This window comes from Tabrizicola sp. YIM 78059, assembly GCF_004959785.1.
GTDB classification, from domain to species: Bacteria; Pseudomonadota; Alphaproteobacteria; order Rhodobacterales; family Rhodobacteraceae; genus Tabrizicola; species Tabrizicola caldifontis.
Genome location: NZ_SJZH01000001.1, coordinates 503,344 through 526,134, shown reverse-complemented (window position 1 = coordinate 526,134; position 22,791 = coordinate 503,344). Strand labels below are relative to the sequence as shown.

The window sequence follows — 22,791 nt, the reverse complement described above, 5'->3', positions numbered from 1 at the left end:
CCCCGGACCCCCCGAGGATATTTGGGAACGGAAGAAGTCAGGCGAGGGCGGGAAGGGGGACGCCCGTGGCGCGGCCAAGCGCGCCCTCGGCCACCAATGCGGCAGCCTTGGCAAGATCAGGGGCGAGGTAGCGGTCGTCTTCCAGGGCACGCACCTCGGCCCGCAGCACGTGCAGCGCGGCCTGCAGCGGGGCGGAGGTGCGCAGCGGCGCGCGGAACTCCACCCCTTGCGCGGCGCAGAGCGCCTCGACGCCGAGGATGACGTGCAGATTCGTGGCCATCCGGCCCAAGCGGCGCGCGCCGTGGGCGGCCATCGAGACGTGATCCTCCTGGTTGGCGCTGGTCGGCGTCGAATCGATCACCGTGGGATGGGCGAGGTGCTTGTTCTCGCTCATCAGCGCGGCGGTGGTGACCTCGGCGATCATCAGGCCGGAGTTCAGGCCGGGCTTCGGGGTCAGGAAGGCGGGCAGGTCGAAGGACAGCGTCGGGTCCACCATCAACGCCACCCGGCGCTGCGCGATGGCGCCGATCTCGGCGATGGCCATGGCGATCATGTCGGCGGCAAAGCCTACGGGTTCGGCGTGGAAATTGCCGCCCGAGACGATCTGGCCGTCCGACAGCACCAGCGGGTTGTCGGTGGCGGCATTGGCCTCGATCTCGAGTGTCCGCGCCGCCATGCGCAGGACGTCCATCGCGGCGCCCGTCACCTGTGGCTGGCAGCGGATGCAGTAGGGGTCCTGCACGCGGGTATCGCCCTCGCGGTGGCTTTCGCGGATCTCGCTGCCGGCAAGCAGCGCGCGCATCGTCGCCGCCGCCTCGATCTGGCCGGGATGGCCGCGAAGGGTGTGGATTTCCGGGTCCAGGGGCGCCGTCGAGCCCATGATCGCGTCCGTGGACAGCGCCGAGATCACCAGCGCCTCTTGTGCCGCACGCCAGGCCTGGAACAGGCCCGCCAGCGCATAGGCGGTGGAGAACTGCGTGCCGTTGATGAGGGCAAGCCCTTCCTTCGCGCCCAGCGTGATCGGCGATAGTCCTTTCTGCGCAAGGGCTTCGGCGCCGGGCTTCACCTGGCCGTCCACCATCGCCTCGCCATGGCCGATCAGCACTGCGGTCATATGCGCCAGGGGCGCGAGGTCGCCGGAGGCGCCGACCGAGCCCTGGTCGGGGATGACCGGGGTCACTCCCCGGGCCAGCATGTCCTCGATCAGCGCCACAACCTCGGGCCGCACGCCCGAGGCGCCGCGGCCGAGCGAGAGGAGCTTCAGCACCATCATCAGCCGTGCCACGTCCTCGGCCATGGGCGCGCCCACGCCGCAGCAATGGCTCAGGATAAGGTTTTTCTGAAGTGTGGCAGTATCTTTCGGGGCGATCTTGATGCTGGCAAGCTTGCCGAAGCCTGTATTTACGCCATAGACCGCCGCATGGCCGGTCGCGGCGGCGGCGATGTGGCTGGCGGCGCGTGCGATGCCCTCGCGTGCGCTGCCGTGCAGGCGTGCGGGCAGGCGCTGCCTGTAGATACGCTCGAGCTGGGCAAGGCTGACCTGGCCGGGGATCAGGATTTCAGGCGTCAAGACGGCCTCCGTATATGCGTTGATGCAGCGCGGTGGCGCCGATGCGGTAGCTGAGTTCCGCCGGATGGTCGGCCTCCCAGATCGCCAGGTCGGCGCGCAGGCCCGGCGCGATGCGGCCCCGGTCGCCCAGCCCCAGCGCGCGGGCGGCATGGGCCGTGGTGCCGAGAAGCGCCTCTTCCGGCGTCAGGCGGAACAGGGTGCAGGCCATGTTCATCGCCAAGGTCAGCGAGGCCATGGGCGAGGAACCAGGGTTCAGGTCGGTCGCCACCGCCATCGGGACACCCGCCGCGCGCAGGGCGGCGATGGGCGGCAGCTGGCCTTCCCGCAGCGTGTAGAAGGCGCCCGGCAGGATCACCGCAACCGTGCCCGCCGCCGCCATTGCCGCGATGCCCTTGGGCGAGAGATATTCCAGATGATCCGCAGAAAGCGCCCCGTGCCGGGCGGCGAAGGCGGCGCCGCCCTGGTCGGAAAGCTGCTCGGCATGGATCTTCACGGGAAGGCCCAGGGCGCGGGCCTCGACGAAGAGGGGCGCAAGCTCGTCCACCGAAAAGGCGATGGTCTCGCAGAAGGCATCGACCGCATCAACGACCCCCTCGGCCCGGGCCAGACGAAGCGAGGGAATGGCGACCTCGGCGATGTAACTGCCCGGGTTGCCCCAGTATTCCGGCGCAACCGCATGGGCGGCAAGATGGCTGGTCCTTACAGTGATCGGCCGGTTGTCGGCGATGCGTCGCGCAACACGAAGCATCTTCAGCTCGTCTTCGACCGTGAGGCCATAGCCGGACTTCACCTCGATCGTCGTGGCGCCGCTGGCGATCAGCTGGTCGATCCGGTGCAGGGCTGCAGCAAGCAGATCGTCCTCGGACGCCGCGCGGGTGGCGGTCACGGTGGAAAGGATCCCGCCTCCGGCGCGGGCGATCTCTTCGTAGCTTGCGCCCTTCAATCGCAGCTCGAATTCGACCGCGCGGTGTCCGGCAAAGACGGTGTGGGTGTGGCAATCGATCAGTCCCGGTGTGACCAGACGTCCGGCACAGTCATGCTCGGGCAGGGCGCGGAAGGTCGCGGGCAGGCTGGTCATTGGCCCGGCCCAGGCGATCCGGTCGCCGTCCATTGCCACGGCGGCATCGGGGATCAGGCCATAGCCGTTGATCATCGTTGCAAGGGTGGCATGGGTCAGAAGCATCGGCGTCTTGCCTTATGACTGGTTTAATGGTTAATATGTCTAGACATAATGCAAGTCAAGTGAGTCGCCATGATCCTTCACGCAACCTCTGCCCTGTTGCCCGACGGTTGGGCGCGGCATGTCCGCATCCGCGTGGAGGGGGGGCGCATTGCCGAGGTGACGGCCGGGGTGCCGGGGCAGGGGCACGGTGTCCTGCTGCCCGCTCCGGTGAACCTGCATTCGCACACCTTCCAGCGTGCCATGGCCGGGCTGACCGAAGGCCGTACCGCCGGGCAGGACAGTTTCTGGACCTGGCGCGCGCTGATGTATCGCTTTCTTGACCGGCTTTCCCCCGAGGACGTGCAGGCCATCGCCGCGCAGGCTATGGTCGAGATGGCCGAGGCCGGGTTTTCGGCGGTCTGCGAATTCCACTACCTGCACCATCCGGTCGGGGGCGGCACCCATGCCGACCCGGCCGAGATGTCCGCCCGCATCGCCGAGGCGGCGCGGGAAACCGGGCTTGGCCTGACGCATCTGCCGGTCATCTACGAACAGGGCGGGGTGGACGGGCGGGCGCTCTCGGGCGGGCAGCTGCGCTTCGGCTCCTCGCCCGAGGTCTTTGCGGCGCTGCTGGAAGGGGCGGGGCGGGCGCTCTCCGACCTGCCTGACGTGGTGCTGGGCGTCGCGCCCCATTCGCTGCGCGCGGTCCGCCGCGAGACGCTGGCCCGCGTGGCCGGGATGACGCAGGGCCCCATCCACATGCACATCGCCGAACAGGTGGCCGAGGTCGAGGAGGTCCGCACCGCCTGGGGCGCGCGCCCGGTGGAATGGGCCTGCGCGAACCTGCCCCTCGATGCCCGCTGGTGCATGATCCATGCCACCCAGATGACGCCCGCCGAGACCGCCGCGCTGGCCCGCACCGGGGCGGTCACGGGGCTGTGCCCGATTACCGAGGCGAACCTGGGCGACGGCATCTTCGACGGCCCGGGCTGGCTTGCGGCGTGCGGGATCTTCGGGGTGGGCAGCGACAGCAACGTCCGCATCTCGCTGGCCGAGGAGTTGCGGCTTCTGGAATATTCCCAGAGGCTTGGCCACAGGGCGCGGGCGGTGATGGCCGATGAGCGTTCCACCGGGCGGCTTCTCTGGGAGCAGGCCGCGCGGGGCGGCGCGCAGGCGGCGGGGCGCGGGCGCGGCGTGATCGCGGTGGGCGAATGGGCCGATCTGGTGGCGCTGGACACCGGCGATCTGCGGCTCGAGGGGCTGGAAGGCGACCGGCTCCTGGATGCCGTGATCTTCGCCGGGCGCGACGGGCTGGTCACGGACCTCTGGTCCGCCGGACGACATGTCGTGCGGGGCGGGCACCACATCGCCCGCGAGGCCGTGGCCCAGCGTTTCCGCGCCACCATGCGCCGCCTGAGGGACGCGCTGTGACGCTGGGCTGGGAGGAGATCCGGGCCGAGGTGCTGCGCCGCATACGCGCGCGCGAATGGCCGCCTGGCGCCCTGATTCCGGGAGAGGAGGCGCTGGCCGAGGAGTTCGGTGTCGCCCGTGCCACGGTGAACCGCGCAATGCGCGATCTGGCCGAGGCGGGGGTGATAGAGCGCAAGAAGCGGGCCGGGACACGGGTTGCGGAATTGCCGGTGCGGCGCGCCCGCCTGGAAATTCCGGTGATCCGGCTGGATGTTCTGGGCCGGGGGCTGACCTATGATTTCAAGCTGCTTGCCGACCGCGTGGAACGCGCACCCATCCCTGTTACCGCCCGGCTCGGCCTGCCCGAAGGCACGGCAATGCGGTATCTCGAGACGCTGCACCTTGCCGGGGGACGCCCCTTCGTGCTTGAGACGCGATGGCTGAACCCGGCCATTCTGCCTGCGCCCCCGCCCGATTTTGCCGCAGTCAGCGCGAACGAATGGCTGGTCACGCACGTCAGCCTGGTTTCTGGCGACATTGCCTTCACTGCGGAACCGGCAACCCCACGCGAGGCCGAGGTGATGGGCGTGGCGCCCGGCACGCCGCTGTTGGTGGCCGAACGGACCACGCACGGCACCACGGGACCGGTGACGCTGGTGCGGCTGGCCCACGCGCCGGGGCATCGGGTGCAGATGACCTTCTGACCCGCCGTTCATGACTTCCCTGCGGTCGGTCTTTGCCGGTGCCTTGGGCGAGGGCCCGCAAGTGCGCACCGAGCCGGTTCAGCGGAAATGCCGGGCGACCAGCTGGGTCAGCCGGCGATGCAGGGGCAGGGTGCGATGGCGTATGTGAATCGCGGCAAAGACCGGCTGGCGCAGGTCGGGCGCGTCCTTGACGGCCATGAACCGGCCGCCCGCTATCAGATCCGACGCCGTCTTGGCCAGCACATAGCCCGATCCGCCCATCGCCGTCAGCAGCGAGACGACCGACCCCGACTGCCCGACCGAGACAGGCGCCCCCGCCAGGTCCGGCGTGGTCTGGCGGTGCATCTCCTCGAAGGCGGGCGAGAAGTGGGCAAAGACGAAGCGGTCGGACCTGACCTCGGCCAGCCGCGGGGTTTCGGTCGAGATCATGCGGTAGGTCACCTCGCCCACGCTGTCGAAATGCAGGTCGGGATGCGGCTTGGGTGAGAACATCACCGCAAAGTCGAGAATGCCGGTCAGCAGGTCGGCGCACATCTGGTTGGAGTAGTCGGGCTCGATGTAGAAGGCAGTCTCGGGGAAGGCCGCGCGGAACTCGGCCACCCAGTCGCCCAGATAGACCGCCGCCAGGTCGTTCTGGATGCCCAGCCGCAACAGATGCTGCGCGCCCTGCGGGATCTTGATCCGCCGCTGCGCCTCGTTCCATTCATGGCGCAGGGCGCGGGCATGCGGCTCAAAGCGCTTGCCCTCGGGCGTGAGGTCCGTGCCCGCGCGCGACCGGTCGAAAAGCCGCGAGCCCACCGCCTGTTCCAGCGCCGCGACCCGGGCCGAGACGGTGGATTGCGTGATCCGCAGCCGTTCCGCCGTGCGGTGGAAACTGCGGGTTTCGGCAAGGTCGAGGAAGGTGTCGAGAAGGTCGATCTGCATCGGTTTTGCCCTGTGCCTGCCCCCGGGGGCGCTTCGCCCCCCCGAGCCCCCAGAGAGTCTTGGAATGCAGGAAGAGGTATTGATCGATTTTCCCGATCAATAGCCTGGTTCCGACCGAATTGAAAGCGGGCGATTTGCGGCGGATAGTGGCGCCGCAAAGGGGAGGCGGCGATGGCGGAATTTGCATCTGCACGGGTGGCGATCATCGGGGGCGGGGCGGTCGGGGCCTCGGCACTGTATCATCTGGCCAAGGCGGGCTGGACGGACTGCATCCTGTTGGAGAAGAACGAGCTGACCGCCGGATCGACCTGGCATGCGGCGGGCAACGTGCCGACCTTTTCGGCCAGCTGGTCGATTATGAACATGCAGCGTTATTCGGCGGGCCTTTACCGGGGCCTCGGCGAGGCGGTGAACTATCCGATGAACTACCATGTGACCGGGTCGGTGCGCCTGGGCCACTCGAAGGAACGGCTGCAGGAGTTCCGCCGCGTCGTCGGCATGGGCCGCTATCAGGGGATGGATCTTGACATCCTGTCGCCCGAGGAAATCCGGTGGAAATATCCCTTCGTCGAGACGCACGATCTGACCGGGGCGCTGTATGACCCCTATGACGGCGACATCGACCCCGCGCAGCTGACCCAGGCCCTCGCGGCGGGGGCCCGGCAGATGGGCGCGCGGGTGGAACGGTTCTGCCCAGTGACGGCGGCGAAGTGGACCGGCAGCGCCTGGATCCTGTCCACCCCCAAGGGCGAGGTCCGCGCGGAATACGTGGTGAACGCGGGGGGCTACTATGCGGCCCAGGTGGGGGCGATGTTCGGCCGCCGCGTGCCGATGATGGTGATGAGCCACCAGTATCTGCTGTTCGATACCATCCCGGAACTGGAGGCCTGGACGAAGGAAGTGGGCCACAAGCTGCCTCTCCTGCGCGACGTGGACTCCTCCTACTACCTGCGGCAAGAGAAGATGGGCTTCAACCTCGGCCCCTACGAGAACCCCTGCCGCGCGCATTGGGCCACGCCCGACGACCCGATGCCCGAGGACTTTTCTTTCCAGCTTTTCCCCGACGATCTGGAGCGGCTGGAATGGCACATCAACGATGCCATGGCGCGGGTGCCGCTGTTGCAGAAGGCGGCGCTGCAGAAGGTCATCAACGGCCCGATCCCCTATACGCCGGACGGCAACCCGCTGATCGGGCCCATGCCGGGCGTGCCGAACGCCTTCGAGGCCTGCGTCTTCACATTCGGCATCTGCCAGGCGGGCGGAGCGGGCAAGGTGCTGGCGGAATGGGTGACCGAAGGCGGCACCGAATGGGACATGTGGTCCTGCGACCCGCGCCGCTTCACCGGCTGGGAGGATCACGACTACTGCGTGCAGAAGGGCATGGAGGTCTATGGCCACGAATATGCCATGCATTTCCCGATGGCCCGCTGGCCCGCCGCGCCCGACCGCAAGCTTTCGCCGGTTCATGACCGGCTCAAGGCGCTCGGCGCCCAGTTCGCGCCCTACAACGGCTGGGAGCGCGCCGAATGGTTCGCGGCCCCCGGCGACGACACGAGCTGGGAGGCGACCCAGACCTGGGGCCGCGCAGGCCCGTGGGAGCCGCGCATCCGCGCTGAATGCGAGGCGGTGCGTGACGGGGTCGGCGTGCTCGACCTGCCGGGCTTTACCCGGCTCAGGCTTGTTGGCCCCGGCGCGCGGGCGCATCTGGCGCGGCTGACGGCATCCAGACTGCCCCAGCCGGGGAGGATCGGGCTGATCTACTTCGCCGATGACCGCGGGCGCATCGTGACCGAGATGACCTGCATTCCGGCCAGCGACGAGGATGTGGGGCTGATTACTGCCGCAGTGGCGCAGTCCCACGATGCCGACCTTCTGCGCAAGGGCCTGCCCGAGGGTGTGGAGTTGCAGGACTGGTCGGACCGCGTGCATTGCTTCATCGTCACCGGCCCGAAGTCGCGCGACCTGCTGGCCTCAATCAGCGAGGGCGATCTGACACTGCCCTGGCTGTCGGTGCAGGAGGCGAAGGTTGCAGGAAAGGACGTGGCGCTGGTGCGCGTCTCCTTCGCTGGGGAACTTGGCTGGGAGATCCACTGCGACCGCGCTGATGCCCCCGCGATCTTTGATGCGCTGCTGGCTGGCGGTGCGAAACCCTTCGGGATGAAGGCACTGAACAGCCTTCGCATCGAAAAGGGCTATCGCGCCTGGAAGGGCGATCTTTCGACCGACTATTCCCTGCTGGAAGGCGGGCTTGACCGGTTCATCGACTGGAACCACGACTTCCCCGGCAAGGCGGCCCTGCTGGCCGAGAAGCAGCGGGGGGTCAGGAAGCGCTTTGTCAGCCTGAAGGTCGAGGCCGGCGAATGCGACGCGCCCTACATGTCCACCCTCTGGCATCAGGGGCAGGTTGTTGGCGAGACGACCTCGGGCGCCTGGGGCTATCGGGTTGGGCATTCGATGGCGCTTGGAATGCTCCGGGCAGATCTGGCAGTGCCGGGGACCGAGGTCGAGGTCGAGATCTTCGGCGACAGGGTGAAGGCGACCGTTCTGCCCGACGGCCCGGCCTGGGACGCCAAGAACGAGCGTATCCGGGCATGAACGGGGTTCCGGCCACGATGTCGGCTGTGCAGCTCGTTGGTCACGGCGGGCCGGAAATGCTTGTGTGGCGCGATGACCTGCCGGTGCCCCGGCCAGGCCCTGGCGAGGTGCTGGTCAGGGTTCTGGCGGCCGGTGTCAACATGACCGACATCAACACCCGGCTTGGCTGGTACGGCAGTGGGGATCGCAAGTCGGGCTGGGCGGGCGAACTGGTCTTTCCACGCATCCAGGGTTCAGACCTCTGCGGGCGGATCGTGGCGCTTGGGCCAGGTGTCGAGGGGCTTTCGCTTGGCGCCCGCGTCGTCTGCCCGACGAACCAGCACGAGCCGACCCGCGAAAACCCGATCAACTTTGCGTCCATCGGATCAGAATTCGACGGGGCCTTCGCCGACTATTGCCTGGTGAAGGCGCGCCATCTGCATGATGTCTCGGCCTCACCCCTGACAGACATCGAGATCGGCGCCATGCCCTGCGCCTATGGCACGGCGGAAAACCTTCTGTCCCGCGCCGAAGTTGCCAGGGGCGAACGCGTACTGGTCACTGGCGCTTCGGGCGGGGTGGGGCTGGCTGCGGTGCAACTGGCGCTGCTGCGCGGGGCCGAAGTCACGGCGCAGTGCAGTCCGGCGAAATCGGCACCGCTGCGTGCGCTTGGGGCGGCCATCCTGCCGCGCGAGGCAAAGCCGCCGGCGCGGGCTTTCGATGTTGTGGTCGATGTCGTCGGCGGCGACGGTTTCCAGGCGCGCCTTGATGCTTTGCGACCCGGGGGCCGTTATGCCACTTCTGGCGCGGTCGGCGGACCCCTGGTCAGCGGGGATCTGCGCAGCGTCTACCTGAACGACCTCACGCTTTTCGGCGCCACCCACCAGCCGCGCGAGGTCTTCGCGCGTCTTGTTTCCATCATCAACTCTGGCGGGCTCCGGCCGATCGTCTCGAAGACCTACCCCTTGCGCGACATCGCCCAGGCGCAGGCCGATCTGGCGACGGGGCGCTATCCCGGCAAACTTGTCCTTGTTCCTTCGGAGGCACTTCCATGAGCGTCCCCTCGAAAGCGCGCGCCGTTGTCATCGGTGGTGGCGTTTCCGGCTGTTCGGTGGCCTATCATCTGGCCAAGGCGGGCTGGACCGATGTGGTTCTGCTGGAAAGGCGCAAGCTGACCAGCGGCACGACCTGGCACGCGGCGGGGCTGATCGGGCAGTTGCGCGGCAGCGCCAACATGACCCGACTGGCGAAATATTCTGCCGATCTCTACCGCGGGCTCGAGGCCGAGACCGGGGTCGCCACGGGAATGCGGCAGGTGGGGTCCATTTCGGTGGCGCTGACGGCCGAACGGCATGAGGAACTGCTGCGGCAGGCAACGGTGGCGCGAATCTTCGATGTCGAGGTGCACGAAATTTCGCCATCAGAGGTGAAGTCGCGCTATCCGCATCTGAACATCGAGGGCGTTGTCGGGGCCGTCGCCCTGCCGCTGGACGGCCAGTGCGACCCGGCCAACATCGCCATGGCCCTGGCCAAGGGCGCCCGGATGCGGGGGGCCCAGATTTTCGAGATGACGCGGGTTTCGCGCGTGACCACCGCCAATGGCCGCGTCACCGGGGTGGATTACGAAACGGCCGAGGGACCGGGCCATATCGAGGCCGACATCGTCGTGAACTGTGGCGGGATGTGGGGGCGCGACCTTGCAGCGCAGAACGGTGTCACCCTGCCGTTGCATGCCTGCGAACACTTCTACCTGGTCACCGAACCGATCGAGGGCCTGGGCGAACTGCCCGTTCTCAGGGTGCCGGACGAATGCGCCTACTACAAGCAGGATGCCGGCAAGATGATGCTGGGCGCCTTCGAGCCCAAGGCCAAGCCCTGGGGGATGGACGGCATCCGGCCCGATTTCGAGTTCGACACCCTGCCCGAGGACTGGGAGCATTTCATGCCCATCCTGGAAATGGCGACGCACCGGATGCCGCTGTTCCAGACCGCAGGAATCCACACCTTCTTCAACGGCCCCGAAAGTTTCACCCCCGACGACCGCTACTACCTGGGCGAGGCACCGGAACTGAAGGGTTACTGGATCGCCGCCGGATACAATTCCATCGGGATCGTCAGTTCGGGCGGGGCCGGTCAGGCGCTGGCGCACTGGATCACCGAAGGCGAGCCGCCCTTCGACCTGTGGGAAGTTGACATCCGCCGCGCCCAGCCCTTCCAGAAGAACCGCCGCTATCTGAAGGAAAGGGTCAGCGAAACCCTTGGGCTGCTTTACGCCGACCATTTCCCCTACCGGCAGATGGCCACTGCTCGCGGTGTCCGGCGCAGCCCGATTCACGAACATCTGAAGGCGCGCGGTGCGGTCTTCGGCGAGGTCGCCGGCTGGGAACGTGCCAACTGGTTCGCCAACCCGGGGCAGGAGCGGGAATACCGCTATTCCTGGAAGCGACAGAACTGGTTCGACAACCAGCGCGCCGAACATATGGCCGTGCGCACCGGTGCGGGCCTGTTCGACATGACCAGCTTCGGCAAGATCCGCGTGGAAGGGCGCGATGCCTGCCGCTTCCTGAACCGCATCTGTTCGGCGCAGGTGGATGTGCCCGAAGGCCGCATCGTCTATACTATGTTCCTCAATGATCGCGGGGGGATAGAGGCTGATCTTACCGTGACCCGCCTTTCCGAGACCGCCTTCCTTGCCGTTGTCCCGGGCGCCACGCTGCAACGCAACCTCGCCTGGATGCGCGCCCGCGTGGGCGAGGATTTCGCCGTGATCACCGATGTCACGGCAGCCGAATCCGTCCTGTGCCTGATGGGGCCGAAGTCGCGGGAGGTTCTGTCCAGAGTTTCTCCGAACGACTTCGGTAATGCCGCGCATCCGTTTGGTATGGCAAAGGAAATCGAGATCGGCATGGGCCTCGCCCGCGCCCACCGCGTCACATATGTCGGAGAGCTGGGGTGGGAGCTGTACATACCGACCGACCAGACCGCCCATGTCTTCGAGACCCTGATGGAGGCCGCGCCCGAGCTGAAGCTGTGCGGCCTTCACACGCTCGACTCCTGCCGGATCGAGAAGGCCTACCGCCACTGGGGTCACGACATCACCGACGAGGATCATGTCCTGGAAGCCGGCCTCGGCTTCACCGTCAGTCGGAAGAAGCCCGCCTTCATCGGGCGCGAGGCGGTCCTGCGCAAGGAACAGCAGGGCCTTGACCGGCGCATGGTCCAGTTCCGGCTGAAGGATCCCGAACCCCTGCTGTTCCATAACGAGGCCATAGTCCGCGACGGCAGGATCGTCGGACCCGTGACCAGCGGCAACTATGGCCACTTCCTCGGCGGGGCCATCGGCATGGGCTATGTGCCCGCCAAGGGCCAGACCGACGACGACATCCTGTCGTCGCGCTATGAAATCGAGGTGGCAGGCCGGCGGCACGAGGCCATCGCCTCGCTTGTCCCGATGCACGATCCGAACTCTGAAAGGATAAAGGCATGACCGAGCTCTCCGACCTTCCGGGCGAGACCTGCGAACCGGCCCGCGCCCGCCGCGCCGGGGGCCGACAGGCCCGCGTGGCGCTGCGGTCCGCGCCGCTGGCCGAGGACATCCGTCCCGTACGTGCCGGCCTTCCCGGGGGGCAATACAAGCCCCTGACCGATGCGGGCGTTCAGCAGATTCACGCTGCGGCACTGGATGCGCTGGAACAGATCGGCCTCAGTCAGGCCCCCGCCTCGGGCGTGAAGATCCTGACCGAAGCCGGCGCTATACTGGGCGAGGATGGCCGTATCCGCTTTCCCCGCGCCCTCGTCGAGGACATGCTGGCCATTGCGGCACGCGACATAACGCTTTACGCCCGAGACCCGAGGCACGACCTGCACCTTTCCGGCAGCAACGTGCATTACGGCACGGCAGGTGCGGCGGTGCATGTCGTCGATCCGGTGACGCTGGAGTATCGGGACAGCACCGCGCAGGATCTTTATGATGCGGCGCGGCTGGTGGACAACCTGGACAACATCCACTTCTACCAGCGCACCATGGTCTGCCGCGATGTGGCAGATAACCGAGAGATGGATCTGAATACGCTTTACGCCTGCCTGGCCGGCACCGTGAAGCATGTGGGCACCAGTTTTTCCGACCCCTCGCACGTCGCCGATTGTTTCGAGATGATCCACATGGTCGCGGGCGGCGAGGAGAAGTGGCTTGAACGCCCCTTTGTCAGCAATTCCAACTGCTTCGTCGTGCCGCCGATGAAATTCGCCGAGGAATCCTGCATCACGATGGAAGATTGTGTCCGGCGGGGTATGCCGATGCTGCTACTGTCGGCCGGGCAGGCCGGAGCCACCGCACCTGCGCCGATCGCGCTGGCCATCGTGCAGGCGGTGGCCGAATGCCTGGCGGGCGTGGTCTATGTGAACGCCATCAAGCCCGGTGCGCCGGCAATCTTCGGAACCTGGCCATTTGTTTCCGATCTGAGAACGGGCGCCATGTCGGGCGGGTCGGCCGAGCAGGCGCTGCTGACGGCAGGATGCGCGCAGATGCACCGGTTCTATGGCCTTCCGGGCGGAGCAGCCAGCGGGATCAGCGACTCGAAGCTGCCCGACATGCAGGCCGGATGGGAGCAGGGCATCACCAACGCGCTGGCGGGCCTTGCGGGGTTGAACATGTGCTATGAGGCGGTTGGGATGCATGCCTCGTTGCTGGGGTTCTGTCTGGAAAGCCTGATCCTGGGCGATGACCTGCTGGGCCAGGCGATGCGGCTGGTGCGGGGAATCGACGTGACCCCTGACACCACAAGCATCGACGCGATGAAAGAGGTCTGTCTGGGCGGGCCCGGGCATTACCTCGGGTCGGACCAGACGCTGAGGCTGATGCAGACCGAGTACATCTATCCGCAAACGGCCAACAGAATGTCGCCCAAGGAATGGACAGAGGCAGGCAAACCGCTTCTGCTTGACACCGCCATTGCGCGGAAGAACCATATCTTGTCGAAAGCCGGTTGCCGCGTTGACCCAGAGATCGACCGCGCGATCCGCGCCCGCTTCAACATCTACTTCAAGTGAGGTCTGAATGATCCCCGCCAACATGCTGAAATTCTATATAAATGGCCAGTGGGTGGACCCCATTTCGAAGGCCCGGATGGGCGTCGAAAACCCGGCGACCGAGGAAATCGTCTGCGAAGTCGCCATGGGCAACCGCGAAGACGCCGACCGCGCCATCGCCGCGGCCCGCGCCGCCTTTGACGGCTGGACCTACACCCCTGTGAAAGAGCGCATCGCCCTGTTGAAGCGCATCCTCGAGATCTACAACGAACGATACGAGGATTTCGCCCAGGTCATGTCCACCGAGATGGGCGCCCCGATCACATGGGCGCGCAATGCCCAGGCTTGGGCCGGGCAGGTGCATATCGAAAGCACGATCAAGGCGGCCGAGGAATTCGCATGGGAATACAACCGCGGCACGACGCGGATCATCCATGAAGGCATCGGTGTCTGTTCGCTGATCACGCCGTGGAACTGGCCGATGAACCAGATTGCCTGCAAGGTGGCCCCGGCCCTGGTTGCCGGCTGCACCATGGTGCTGAAACCTTCGGAAATCGCGCCGCTTTCGGGCACGCTCTTTGCGCAGGTCTGCCATGATGCAGGCGTACCGCCGGGGGTGTTCAACCTGGTTCATGGCGCGGGGCCCGAGGTCGGTGCGCGGATGTCTGAACATCCCGAAGTGGACATGGTCAGCTTCACTGGCTCGACCCGCGCCGGAACCGCGATTGCCGCGGCGGCCGCGCCTACCGTCAAGCGCGTGGCCCAGGAACTGGGCGGCAAGTCGCCCAACATCATCCTGCCCACGGCCGATCTGGCCGAGGCCATCTCTGCCGGCGTCACTGCGGTGATGTCGAACACCGGTCAGTCCTGCGACGCACCGACCCGGATGCTGGTGCCGCGTGACCGCCAGGCAGAGGCGCTGAAGATCGCGAAGGAGGCTGCGGACAAGATCAAGGTCGGCGATCCGCGCGACGAGGCTACCGAGATGGGCCCGCTGGTGTCGAAGCTGCAGTTCGAAAAGGTCCAGCGCCTGATCCAGGCCGGGATCGACGAGGGCGCCACGCTGGTCACGGGCGGCCTCGGCCGGCCGGCCGACCTGAACCGCGGCTGGTTCGTGCGGCCCACGGTCTTTGGCGATGTGGTCAATTCGATGACCATCTCGAAGGAAGAGATCTTCGGCCCGGTGCTGGCGATCCAACCCTATGACAGCATCGAGGACGCCATCGCCCAGGCCAATGACACGGTCTATGGCCTTGCCGCCTACATCGCTGGCCCGGTTGAGGAAGCAAGGCCCGTGGCGCGGAAGTTGCGCGCCGGAACGGTAAACCTGAACTATCCCGACTGGGACACCTTCGCCCCCTTCGGCGGCTACAAGCAGTCCGGCAACGGACGCGAATATGCCGACTGGGGCATCCACGACTTCTGTGAGGTCAAGGGCATCGTCGGCTACGGCGAGGCCTGAGACCGGCCATTACGGGGCGGGCCGGTCCCGCCCCCATCCGATCGGGGACATCATGCATTACGGATATATCGGCCTTGGCAATCTCGGGGCCGCATGCGCCGGCTGTCTGGTGAAGGCAGGATTCAAGGTCACGGTCTTCGACCTGAATCCCGCCCTTGCCGCACCGCTTGTCGCCGCAGGCGCGACGCTGGCCGACAGCGCTCAGGATCTGGCGGCGGCGGTTGATCATGTCATCACCTGCCTGCCATCCCCGGCCGTTTCGGAAAAGGTGCTGCGCAACATCCTGCCGCACATGAAGTCCGGGGCAAGCTGGGTGGAGATGTCCACCCTTGGCCGAGACGAGGTCTTGCGCCTTGCCGCCATCGCTGCCGAAGCGGGGGTACGCATGATGGAACTGCCGGTGACTGGCGGGGTTCATCTGGCACATCAGGGCAAGATCACCATGCTGGCCGGTGGCGACCGCGACCTGTTCGACCTGCATCACGGCGCGATGCAGGCGATGGGCGACAAGATCTTCCACATGGGCCCCTTGGGCAGCGCGTCGATCATCAAGGTCATCACCAACATGCTGGCCTTCATCCACCTGAAGGCCACCTCCGAGGCGCTGATGCTGGCAAGACGAGGGGGGCTTGACCTCGCTCAGGCCTGGCATGCGATCAAGGCCTCGTCCGGCAATTCCTTTGTACACGAGACCGAAGGCGCGCTGATCCTGAACGGCAGCTACGACATCGCCTTCAATATCGACCTGGCACTGAAGGATCTGGGCTTTGCGCTGGAGTTCGGCAAGGAATTCGGTGTTCCGCTCGACCTCGCCAGCATGACAAATCAGACCTACATCGCCGCCCGGGCGGCCTATGGCGGCGATGCGCAGTCGCCGATGATTGCGAAACTGCTGGAGGATCTGCTGCACACCGATCTGCGCGCCCCAGGCTTCCCGGCCCGGCTGGAGTGACGGCATTGACCGACGACACCGCCGCCCGCTTTGCGCGGCTTCTGCATCATCGCAAGCCGGCGCTGGGGCAGGGCGACCCGATCGTGCCGCCAATCGTCGCCTCGGCCACCTTCCATCTACCCACCGTGCAGTCTGGCGGGCAGTTCTACGGCCGCAATGGCAACCCCAGCTGGGATGCAGTCGAGGCGCAGCTTGCGATACTGGAAGGGGCCGAGGTTGCGGGATTCCCTTCCGGCATGGCAGCCATCGCGGCTGCACTGTTCGCCACGCTCAAGGTCGGAGACCGCCTGGTGATTCCCGCTGACGGGTACTATGTCACGCGCATCCTGTCCGACGGCTTCCTGGTGCCGCTGGGAATCGAGGTCGTGCAGATCGCCACCCGCGATTATGCCACGACCGATTTCTCTGGCGCTGCGGTGGTCTATCTTGAGACGCCATCGAACCCGGGGCTGGATGTGGTGGACATTGCCGAGGTGGCGGCCCGGGCAAAGGCCGCCGGCGCCAGGGTGATCGCCGACAATACCACGATGACGGCGCTGTTGCAGCGCCCGCTGGATCTGGGCTGTGATCTGGTGGTCGCCGCCGATACCAAGGCCCCGGCGGGGCATTCAGATGTGCTTTTCGGCCATGTGGCGGGGCGTGATTTCGCGCTCATGGCTCGGGTGCGCGACTGGCGGCGCATGGCGGGTGCGATTCCGGGGCCGTTCGAGGCCTTTCTGGTTCACCGTGGGATCGAGACGCTGGAGCTGCGGCTGGAACGGATGTGCGCCTCGGCCGCGGTGATCGCCGGGCGGCTGGCGGCGCATCCGGCCGTGCAGGGGCTGCGCTATCCCGGCTTGCCTGGCGATGCGTCGCATTGGGCCGTGGGCGGGCAGATGGCCAATGGCGGCTTTCTGATCGGCTTCGAGCTGGCCGATGCCGGGCTGGCGGAGCGATTCCTTGCGGCCTGTCCGTTGCTGGCTCAGTCCACCAGCTTCGGCGCCACGCATTCGGCAGCGGAACGCCGGGCGCGCTGGGGCGATGCAGTGGCAGAGGGTTTCATCCGCCTTTCGGTCGGGATCGAACCGGTCGAGGCACTGTGGTCGGCGATCGATGCTGCCCTAGGGGCCGCTCTTCGGCCCTGAGGGGCCTTTTCGCGGGCGATGACGCCCGTCAGGGCGGAAGAGCCCCGGTCTCAGAGCAGGTCGAGCAGACGCGCGGCTTCTGCCTGGACGTCGGCGAGCCTTGCGCGGTCTTCACCCGGGAAGAAGCGGGCACGGGTGGCGGTGGGCAGGGGCGCCGGTGTCTGGATCATGACCCTGGGCCCGTGTTTCGCCGTCTCGGCCTGCCAGCTGCGTGCAAGGGCAATCTGGGCAGCTTTCGTCGCGCCATAGGCGCCGAAGAAGGGTTTTCCTGCCTGGGGATCGTCAAGGAACAGGGCCGTGCCCCGATGGGCGCGCAGCAGCGGTTCAACCATAGGGATCAGCATCCCCGTGGCACGGGTGTTGGTTGCGATGGACTTGTCCCAGTCCTTCGGGTCGATGTGACCCGCCGGGGCAAGAGGCGCGGCATGAATCGCGGTATGGACCCACAGGCCAAGCCCGCCCCACCGGTCATGGATCGACCGGCACAGATGGCGCATCGCATCGTCGGTTGTCACATCCATCGGCGCAAGGGTCAGCCCGCCCGCGCCCGGCAGGCCCGCGCGCTTCACCCTGTCGTCCAGATCCTCCAGGCCGCCCACAGTGCGGGCAACCGCCACCACATGCCAGCCACGCAGGGCCAGCTGTTCGGCCATTGCAGACCCGAGGCCGCGCGAGGCGCCGGTGACGAGGGCGATCTTCTGGGTCATGTCCGGTCCTGTGGCTGATGTCGGTCCGGGGGTTTCACACCCCCGGACCCCCGTGGGATATTTGCGCAGAGAGGAAAGGGCAAGGGGCGCCGGGGTTCGGACACGGCGGACTTTTCATTCGCTTGCGCACGCCCTGGATGCGATTCATGTCTCAGGCGCTGCGGCTGCGATGTGTTGGCAGCACAGGGAAGGCACGGTGATGGAGAACGGAAGGGAAGGCCCGCTCACTCTGCCGCTTTCATCTGGAAGCCCTCCTCGATCTTGTCCGAGGGGATGATCGGGTAATCGCCCGAGAAGCAGGCATCGCAGAACTTCGGGGCTTTCGGATCGCGGCCGGCAGTTTCGCCAGCAGCGCGGTAAAGCCCGTCGAGCGAGATGAACTTTAGCGAGTTGACACCGATCCAGTCGCGCATCTCGTCTTCGCTCATCGTGGCGGCCAGGAGTTTGGACCGTTCGGGCGTGTCCACGCCGTAGAAGCAGGGCCAGGCAGTGGGGGGTGAGGCGATGCGGAAATGGACCTCGGCGGCGCCGGCCTCAAGGATCATGTCCTTGATCTTGCGGCTGGTCGTGCCGCGCACCACGCTGTCATCGACCAGGATCACCCGCTTGCCCTTGATGAGCGCGCGGTTGACGTTCAGCTTCAGCCGCACGCCCATGTTGCGGATGTGATCCGTGGGTTCGATGAAGGTGCGGCCCATGTACTGGTTGCGGATGATTCCCATGCCGAAGGGAATGCCGCTTTCATGGGCAAAGCCGATCGCGGCCGGCGTGCCCGAATCCGGCACCGGGCACACCAGATCGGCATCCACCGGCGCCTCGCGCGCAAGTTCCACCCCGATCTGCCGGCGGGTTTCATAGACCGAACGGCCGCCGATGATGCTGTCGGGGCGGCTGAAATAGACGTTCTCGAAGATGCAGAAGCGCGGAGAGGCAGGGGCGAAGGGGCGGGTGGAATGGACAGTGTCGTTTTCGATCACCACCATTTCGCCCGGTTCGATCTCGCGCACGAATTCTGCGCCGATGATGTCGAGCCCGCAGGTTTCGGACGAAAGCGCCCAGCCGCTATCGCCGATCCGGCCCAGCACCAGGGGGCGCACGCCAAGCGGGTCGCGCACGCCGATCAACTTGGTGCGCGTCATGGCGACCACGCTGAACGCGCCCTCTACCCGGCGCAGCGCATCCTTGATCCGTTCGGCAAGCGTCTTCTGAATCGACCGCGCCATCAGGTGGATGATGCATTCACTGTCCGAGGAGGACTGGAAGATCGACCCGCGCTCGATCAGTTCACGGCGCAGGGCTGCCGCGTTGGTCAGGTTGCCGTTGTGTGCGATGGCGCAACCGCCCATCGAGAATTCGCCGAAGAACGGCTGCACGTCGCGGATGGCTGTCGCGCCTTTCGAGCCCGCTGTGGAATAGCGCACATGGCCGATGGCCAGCGACCCCGGCAAGGTGTCCATGACGTCGGCCTTGGTGAAGTTGTCGCGGACATAGCCGAAGCGGCGGGCCGAGTTGAAGCCATGGTCGGGGTGGTAGCTGACGATCCCCCCGGCTTCCTGCCCCCGATGTTGCAGGGCATGCAGGCCGAGGGCGACGAAGTTAGACGCATCGGCAACGCCGATCACGCCGAATATCCCGCACTCCTCCTTCAGCTTGTCGTCATCAAAGGGATGCGAGCGGAAGGGGGCCATTCGTCCGACTCCTGTCTAGGCGCGGTTGCCGGTCATTTACGGCAGCCGCGCCCCGGTGTCACGCCCTGAAACGCTATCAGGGATACGCCTCGTCAGTTCCCGGTCGCCGGGGGCGCAGGTTGTGCCGGGGCCGCTTCTGGGGTGACCGGGGCCGCCCCGGGGGCGCAGATGTTGGTCAGTTCGTTGTAGCGGTCAACGATCCAGCCCGGCGCGTCCGAGGGGATGCTCTCGTCGATCTTGCTCTGGAAGTTGGCGAAGACCAGCGCCGTGCGCGATTCGTCGATCATCGGGATCGGGTTGGTCGAGAGTACCCGGTCATAGACGATGAATGCGATGGCGATCAGCAGCACACCCCGCGCAGCACCGAACAGGAAGCCAAGCGCCTGGTCGATGCCGCCCAGCGCCGACCGCTGCACCGCACCGGAAAATAGCGGCGTGAACAGTGCGGCAACGATCAGGCCGATGACGAAGACGCCGGAAAAGGCTGCGACGACCGAAAGCTCGCAGCTGTCGGACAGGAACTCTCCCACAACGGGAAGCTCCTTGACCAGCGGCTGGACCGTGGGGGCGAAGTAGTAGGCGGCGATGGCGGCACCGATCCAGCCCAGGATCGCCATCAGTTCCCGCACCAGCCCGCGCGAGAAGGCGAGGATCGACGAGATGATGATGATGAGCGCTGCACCACCATCAACCGCGGTCAAGTTTTCCATACTTCAGTCCCCATTCCCGGTTTCTTGCGAAGGCTTATCCTGCCCCGAACATTTCACCCACGAAGGCCGTCAGGTCCGGCATCCGCCTGATTGTCATGGTTTCGCCCTCGGCTATCCTGGACTGCGAGGGCAAGGTCGCCTGTGAGAAACCAAGTTTCGAGGCTTCTTTCAACCTGTTTTCCGTCTGCCCGACCGGCCGCAGCGCCCCCGAAAGGCTGATTTCGCCGAAAAGCACCATGTCGGGCGGGATCGCCACATCCTCGCGCGCCGACAGAAGCGCGCCGGCCACCGCGAGATCGGCGGCAGGTTCAGAGACCCGCAGCCCCCCCGCGACGTTCAGAAACACGTCGAGCCCGGCGAAGGGAATGCCGCAGCGGGCCTCGAGCACGGCAAGAATGGTCGAGACGCGGCCGCTGTCCAGCCCCACCACGGTGCGGCGCGGGCTTGCAAGGGTGGATGGGGCGACCAGGGCCTGGATCTCGGTCAGCACAGGGCGGGTGCCCTCGATACCTGCAAAGACGGCCGACCCGGGCGCCGGCTGGTCGCGGTTGCCCAGGAACAGAGCCGATGGGTTCGGCACCTCGGCAAGGCCCGTGCCTGTCATCTCGAAGACCCCGATCTCGTCTGCCGGTCCGAAGCGGTTCTTCACCGCGCGCAGGATGCGGAACTGGTGGCCCCGCTCGCCCTCGAAATACAGGACGGTATCGACCATGTGTTCGACGACGCGGGGTCCGGCGATCTGGCCCTCTTTGGTGACATGGCCGACCAGCACCACAGCGACGCCCCGTCTCTTGGCGAAGGTCACCAGTTCGTGCGCAGCGGCGCGGACCTGGGATACGCTGCCCGGCGCGGCCTCGACGCTGTCCAGCCACATTGTCTGGATCGAATCGATCACTGCAAGCGCCGGGCGTTCGGTGTCCAGCGTGGTCAGGATGTCGCGCAGGGCGGTTTCCGCCCCAAGCTGGACCGCAGCATCGCCCAGGCCAAGCCGCTGGGCGCGCATCCGAACCTGGGCGGCGGCCTCCTCGCCGGAAATGTAGAGGCACTTCAACCCCTGTCGGGCAAAGCTGGCAGTCGCCTGCAACAGCAGGGTCGATTTCCCGATCCCCGGATCGCCGCCCACGAGAATGGCCGAGGCAGGCACCAGTCCGCCGCCTAGCACACGGTCCAGTTCGCCGATTCCCGATGCGGCGCGGGGCGGGGGGGCCTCGTCAGTGGCAAGGTCGGACAGGGGAATGGCCCGCCCCCTGGCCCCCAGGGCCTTGGGCCCGGTGGACAGCGGCGCCTCTTCGGCAATCGTGTTCCATCCGCCGCAGGCGTCGCATTTACCGGCCCACTTGCGATAGGCGGCGCCGCAGGCAGTGCAGGTGTATGTGGCAGTCTGTTTCATCATGGGGGACAGTGCCTGCAATCCTTGGCAGCATCAAGGCAGGCGCCAAGACCTCTTGCCGATCCCTCGGGAAAGGATCAGCTTGCTCGCAAAGGAGACCTGACATGCCGCCCAAGAACCGCTTTGCCGAACTTCTGCCGGAAATCACCGCCTGGCGCCGCGATTTCCACGAACACCCCGAGCTTCAGTTCGACGTGCATCGGACGGCGGCAAAGGTGGCCGGTCTGTGCCGCAGTTTCGGCTGTGACGAGGTGGTAGAAGGTATCGGCCGCACCGGTGTCGTGGCGGTGATCAGGGGCAGGTCCGACACCCGGGGACGGGTGATCGGCCTGCGCGCGGACATGGACGCGCTGCCCATCACCGAACAGACCGGCGTGCCCTATGCCTCCAAGACCCCGGGCAGGATGCATGCCTGCGGCCATGACGGACATACGGCCATGCTTCTGGGCGCGGCCAGGTATCTGGCCGAAACGCGGAATTTCGACGGCACCGTGGTCTGCATCTTCCAGCCCGCCGAAGAGGGCGGCGGCGGCGGCCGCGAAATGGTGCAGGATGGTCTCATAACGCGATGGAACATCCAGGAGGTTTACGGGATGCACAACATGCCCGGCATCCCGGTGGGCCATTTCGCGATCCGCCCCGGCCCGATGATGGCGGCAGCTGACCAGTTCGAGATCACGGTGACGGGCAAGGGTGGCCATGCCGCCAAGCCGCACGATTGCATCGACACGACGGTGGTCGCGGCCCATGTCATCGTGGCAATACAGACCATTGCCAGCCGGAATGTCGATCCGATGAAGCAGGTGGTCGTTTCAGTCTGCACGGTTGAAACCGACAGCCCGGCGCACAACGTCATTCCGCAGACGGTCAAGATGAAGGGCACCGTCCGCACGCTGGACCCCAAGGTGCAGGATTTCGTCGAAACCCGGCTGGCGCAGGTGGTCGAGGGTACGGCCCTTGCACTTGGCGCCCGGGCCGAGATCAACTACCAGCGCGGCTATCCGGTGACAATCAACACCCCCGAGAACACCGAGTTCGCGGCGAAGGTCGCGGCCGAGGTCTCGGGCCATGTCGATACCGACACCGCGCCCCTTATGGGGGCCGAGGACTTCAGCTTCATGCTGAACGAACGGCCCGGGGCGTATATCTTCCTGGGCAACGGGGACACCGCGATGGTGCATCATCCGGCCTACAATTTCGACGACGCCGCCATTCCCTTCGGGGCCAGCTGGTATGCCGGCATGGCGGAAAGCCGAATGCCCGTGACCTGACCGGCCGAAAGGCCCGAATGCCGGGGCGGTCGTTGGCGCCGGCTCGCTGCTGCTGGTTCTCCCTCAGGCCCAAGGCAGTCGCCCGGGGTTGCGGGACAGGCGCATCTGACGAATA

17 protein-coding genes are annotated in these 22,791 nt (G+C 66.4%); 10 read left to right on the top strand and 7 right to left on the bottom strand.

All coding sequences use genetic code 11. From position 1 onward, the window contains the following. Nucleotides 1–37 precede the first annotated feature (37 nt). Nucleotides 38–1,570: a histidine ammonia-lyase gene (gene hutH, locus EZM81_RS02405; RefSeq protein WP_136644639.1), complete on the bottom strand. Its 1,533-nt coding sequence runs from the start codon at nt 1,568–1,570 to the stop codon at nt 38–40. Continuing rightward, complete coding sequence (gene hutI / locus EZM81_RS02400; protein WP_135449027.1) at nt 1,560–2,753, bottom strand: imidazolonepropionase; 1,194 nt, start codon at nt 2,751–2,753, stop codon at nt 1,560–1,562. Before hutI ends, hutH begins: the two co-directional genes overlap by 11 nt. A gap of 69 nt (nt 2,754–2,822) precedes the next feature. Here hutI and EZM81_RS02395 point away from each other — a divergent pair, with 69 nt between their 5' ends. Beyond that, nucleotides 2,823–4,163, top strand: coding sequence for a formimidoylglutamate deiminase (locus tag EZM81_RS02395; protein WP_136644638.1), 1,341 nt, complete (start codon nt 2,823–2,825; stop codon nt 4,161–4,163). Continuing rightward, nucleotides 4,160–4,846 carry a GntR family transcriptional regulator gene (locus tag EZM81_RS02390; protein WP_136644637.1) on the top strand — a complete coding sequence of 229 codons (687 nt, stop codon included), beginning with the start codon at nt 4,160–4,162 and terminating at the stop codon, nt 4,844–4,846. Before EZM81_RS02395 ends, EZM81_RS02390 begins: the two co-directional genes overlap by 4 nt. Before the next feature lie 78 nt (nt 4,847–4,924). Here the strand turns inward: EZM81_RS02390 and EZM81_RS02385 are convergent, their stop codons facing one another. Continuing rightward, nucleotides 4,925–5,770 carry a LysR family transcriptional regulator gene (locus EZM81_RS02385; protein ID WP_135449030.1) on the bottom strand — a complete coding sequence of 282 codons (846 nt, stop codon included), beginning with the start codon at nt 5,768–5,770 and terminating at the stop codon, nt 4,925–4,927. 171 nt (nt 5,771–5,941) lie between these two features. On the opposite strand from EZM81_RS02385, the gene EZM81_RS02380 reads away from it, so the two are divergent. From EZM81_RS02380 to EZM81_RS02350, 7 genes are read left to right on the top strand one after another with little or no spacing between them, the layout of a single operon-like run. Next, on the top strand, nt 5,942–8,365 hold the full coding sequence (locus EZM81_RS02380; RefSeq protein ID WP_136644636.1) for an FAD-dependent oxidoreductase: 2,424 nt from the start codon (nt 5,942–5,944) through the stop codon (nt 8,363–8,365). Beyond that, nucleotides 8,362–9,399 (top strand): zinc-binding dehydrogenase, encoded by a 1,038-nt coding sequence (locus EZM81_RS02375; RefSeq protein ID WP_136644635.1) that lies wholly within the window; start codon nt 8,362–8,364, stop codon nt 9,397–9,399. Before EZM81_RS02380 ends, EZM81_RS02375 begins: the two co-directional genes overlap by 4 nt. After that, nucleotides 9,396–11,831, top strand: a complete 2,436-nt coding sequence (locus EZM81_RS02370; RefSeq protein WP_136644634.1) for an FAD-dependent oxidoreductase — start codon at nt 9,396–9,398, stop codon at nt 11,829–11,831. Before EZM81_RS02375 ends, EZM81_RS02370 begins: the two co-directional genes overlap by 4 nt. After that, nucleotides 11,828–13,393 (top strand): trimethylamine methyltransferase family protein, encoded by a 1,566-nt coding sequence (locus EZM81_RS02365; RefSeq protein WP_136644633.1) that lies wholly within the window; start codon nt 11,828–11,830, stop codon nt 13,391–13,393. Before EZM81_RS02370 ends, EZM81_RS02365 begins: the two co-directional genes overlap by 4 nt. 7 nt (nt 13,394–13,400) lie before the next feature. After that, nucleotides 13,401–14,834 (top strand): aldehyde dehydrogenase family protein, encoded by a 1,434-nt coding sequence (locus tag EZM81_RS02360; protein WP_135449035.1) that lies wholly within the window; start codon nt 13,401–13,403, stop codon nt 14,832–14,834. Between the two features lie 52 nt (nt 14,835–14,886). Then, nucleotides 14,887–15,786, top strand: coding sequence for an NAD(P)-dependent oxidoreductase (locus EZM81_RS02355; protein ID WP_135449036.1), 900 nt, complete (start codon nt 14,887–14,889; stop codon nt 15,784–15,786). Between the two features lie 5 nt (nt 15,787–15,791). Continuing rightward, nucleotides 15,792–16,910 carry a cystathionine gamma-lyase gene (locus tag EZM81_RS02350; protein ID WP_135449037.1) on the top strand — a complete coding sequence of 373 codons (1,119 nt, stop codon included), beginning with the start codon at nt 15,792–15,794 and terminating at the stop codon, nt 16,908–16,910. A gap of 50 nt (nt 16,911–16,960) precedes the next feature. On the opposite strand, the gene EZM81_RS02345 is transcribed toward EZM81_RS02350, so the two are convergent. From EZM81_RS02345 to radA, 4 genes are all read right to left on the bottom strand, one after another. Continuing rightward, nucleotides 16,961–17,617: an SDR family oxidoreductase gene (locus EZM81_RS02345; RefSeq protein WP_136644632.1), complete on the bottom strand. Its 657-nt coding sequence runs from the start codon at nt 17,615–17,617 to the stop codon at nt 16,961–16,963. 224 nt (nt 17,618–17,841) lie between these two features. Beyond that, nucleotides 17,842–19,305, bottom strand: a complete 1,464-nt coding sequence (purF, locus tag EZM81_RS02340; RefSeq protein ID WP_135449039.1) for an amidophosphoribosyltransferase — start codon at nt 19,303–19,305, stop codon at nt 17,842–17,844. A 92-nt stretch (nt 19,306–19,397) separates the two neighbouring features. Then, nucleotides 19,398–20,015 carry a CvpA family protein gene (locus tag EZM81_RS02335; RefSeq protein ID WP_136644631.1) on the bottom strand — a complete coding sequence of 206 codons (618 nt, stop codon included), beginning with the start codon at nt 20,013–20,015 and terminating at the stop codon, nt 19,398–19,400. Nucleotides 20,016–20,049: 34 nt separating this feature from the next. Beyond that, nucleotides 20,050–21,408 (bottom strand): DNA repair protein RadA, encoded by a 1,359-nt coding sequence (gene radA / locus EZM81_RS02330; RefSeq protein WP_135449041.1) that lies wholly within the window; start codon nt 21,406–21,408, stop codon nt 20,050–20,052. Between the two features lie 101 nt (nt 21,409–21,509). Here radA and EZM81_RS02325 point away from each other — a divergent pair, with 101 nt between their 5' ends. Next, nucleotides 21,510–22,676 (top strand): M20 aminoacylase family protein, encoded by a 1,167-nt coding sequence (locus EZM81_RS02325; RefSeq protein ID WP_135449042.1) that lies wholly within the window; start codon nt 21,510–21,512, stop codon nt 22,674–22,676. Nucleotides 22,677–22,791: the final 115 nt, after the last annotated feature.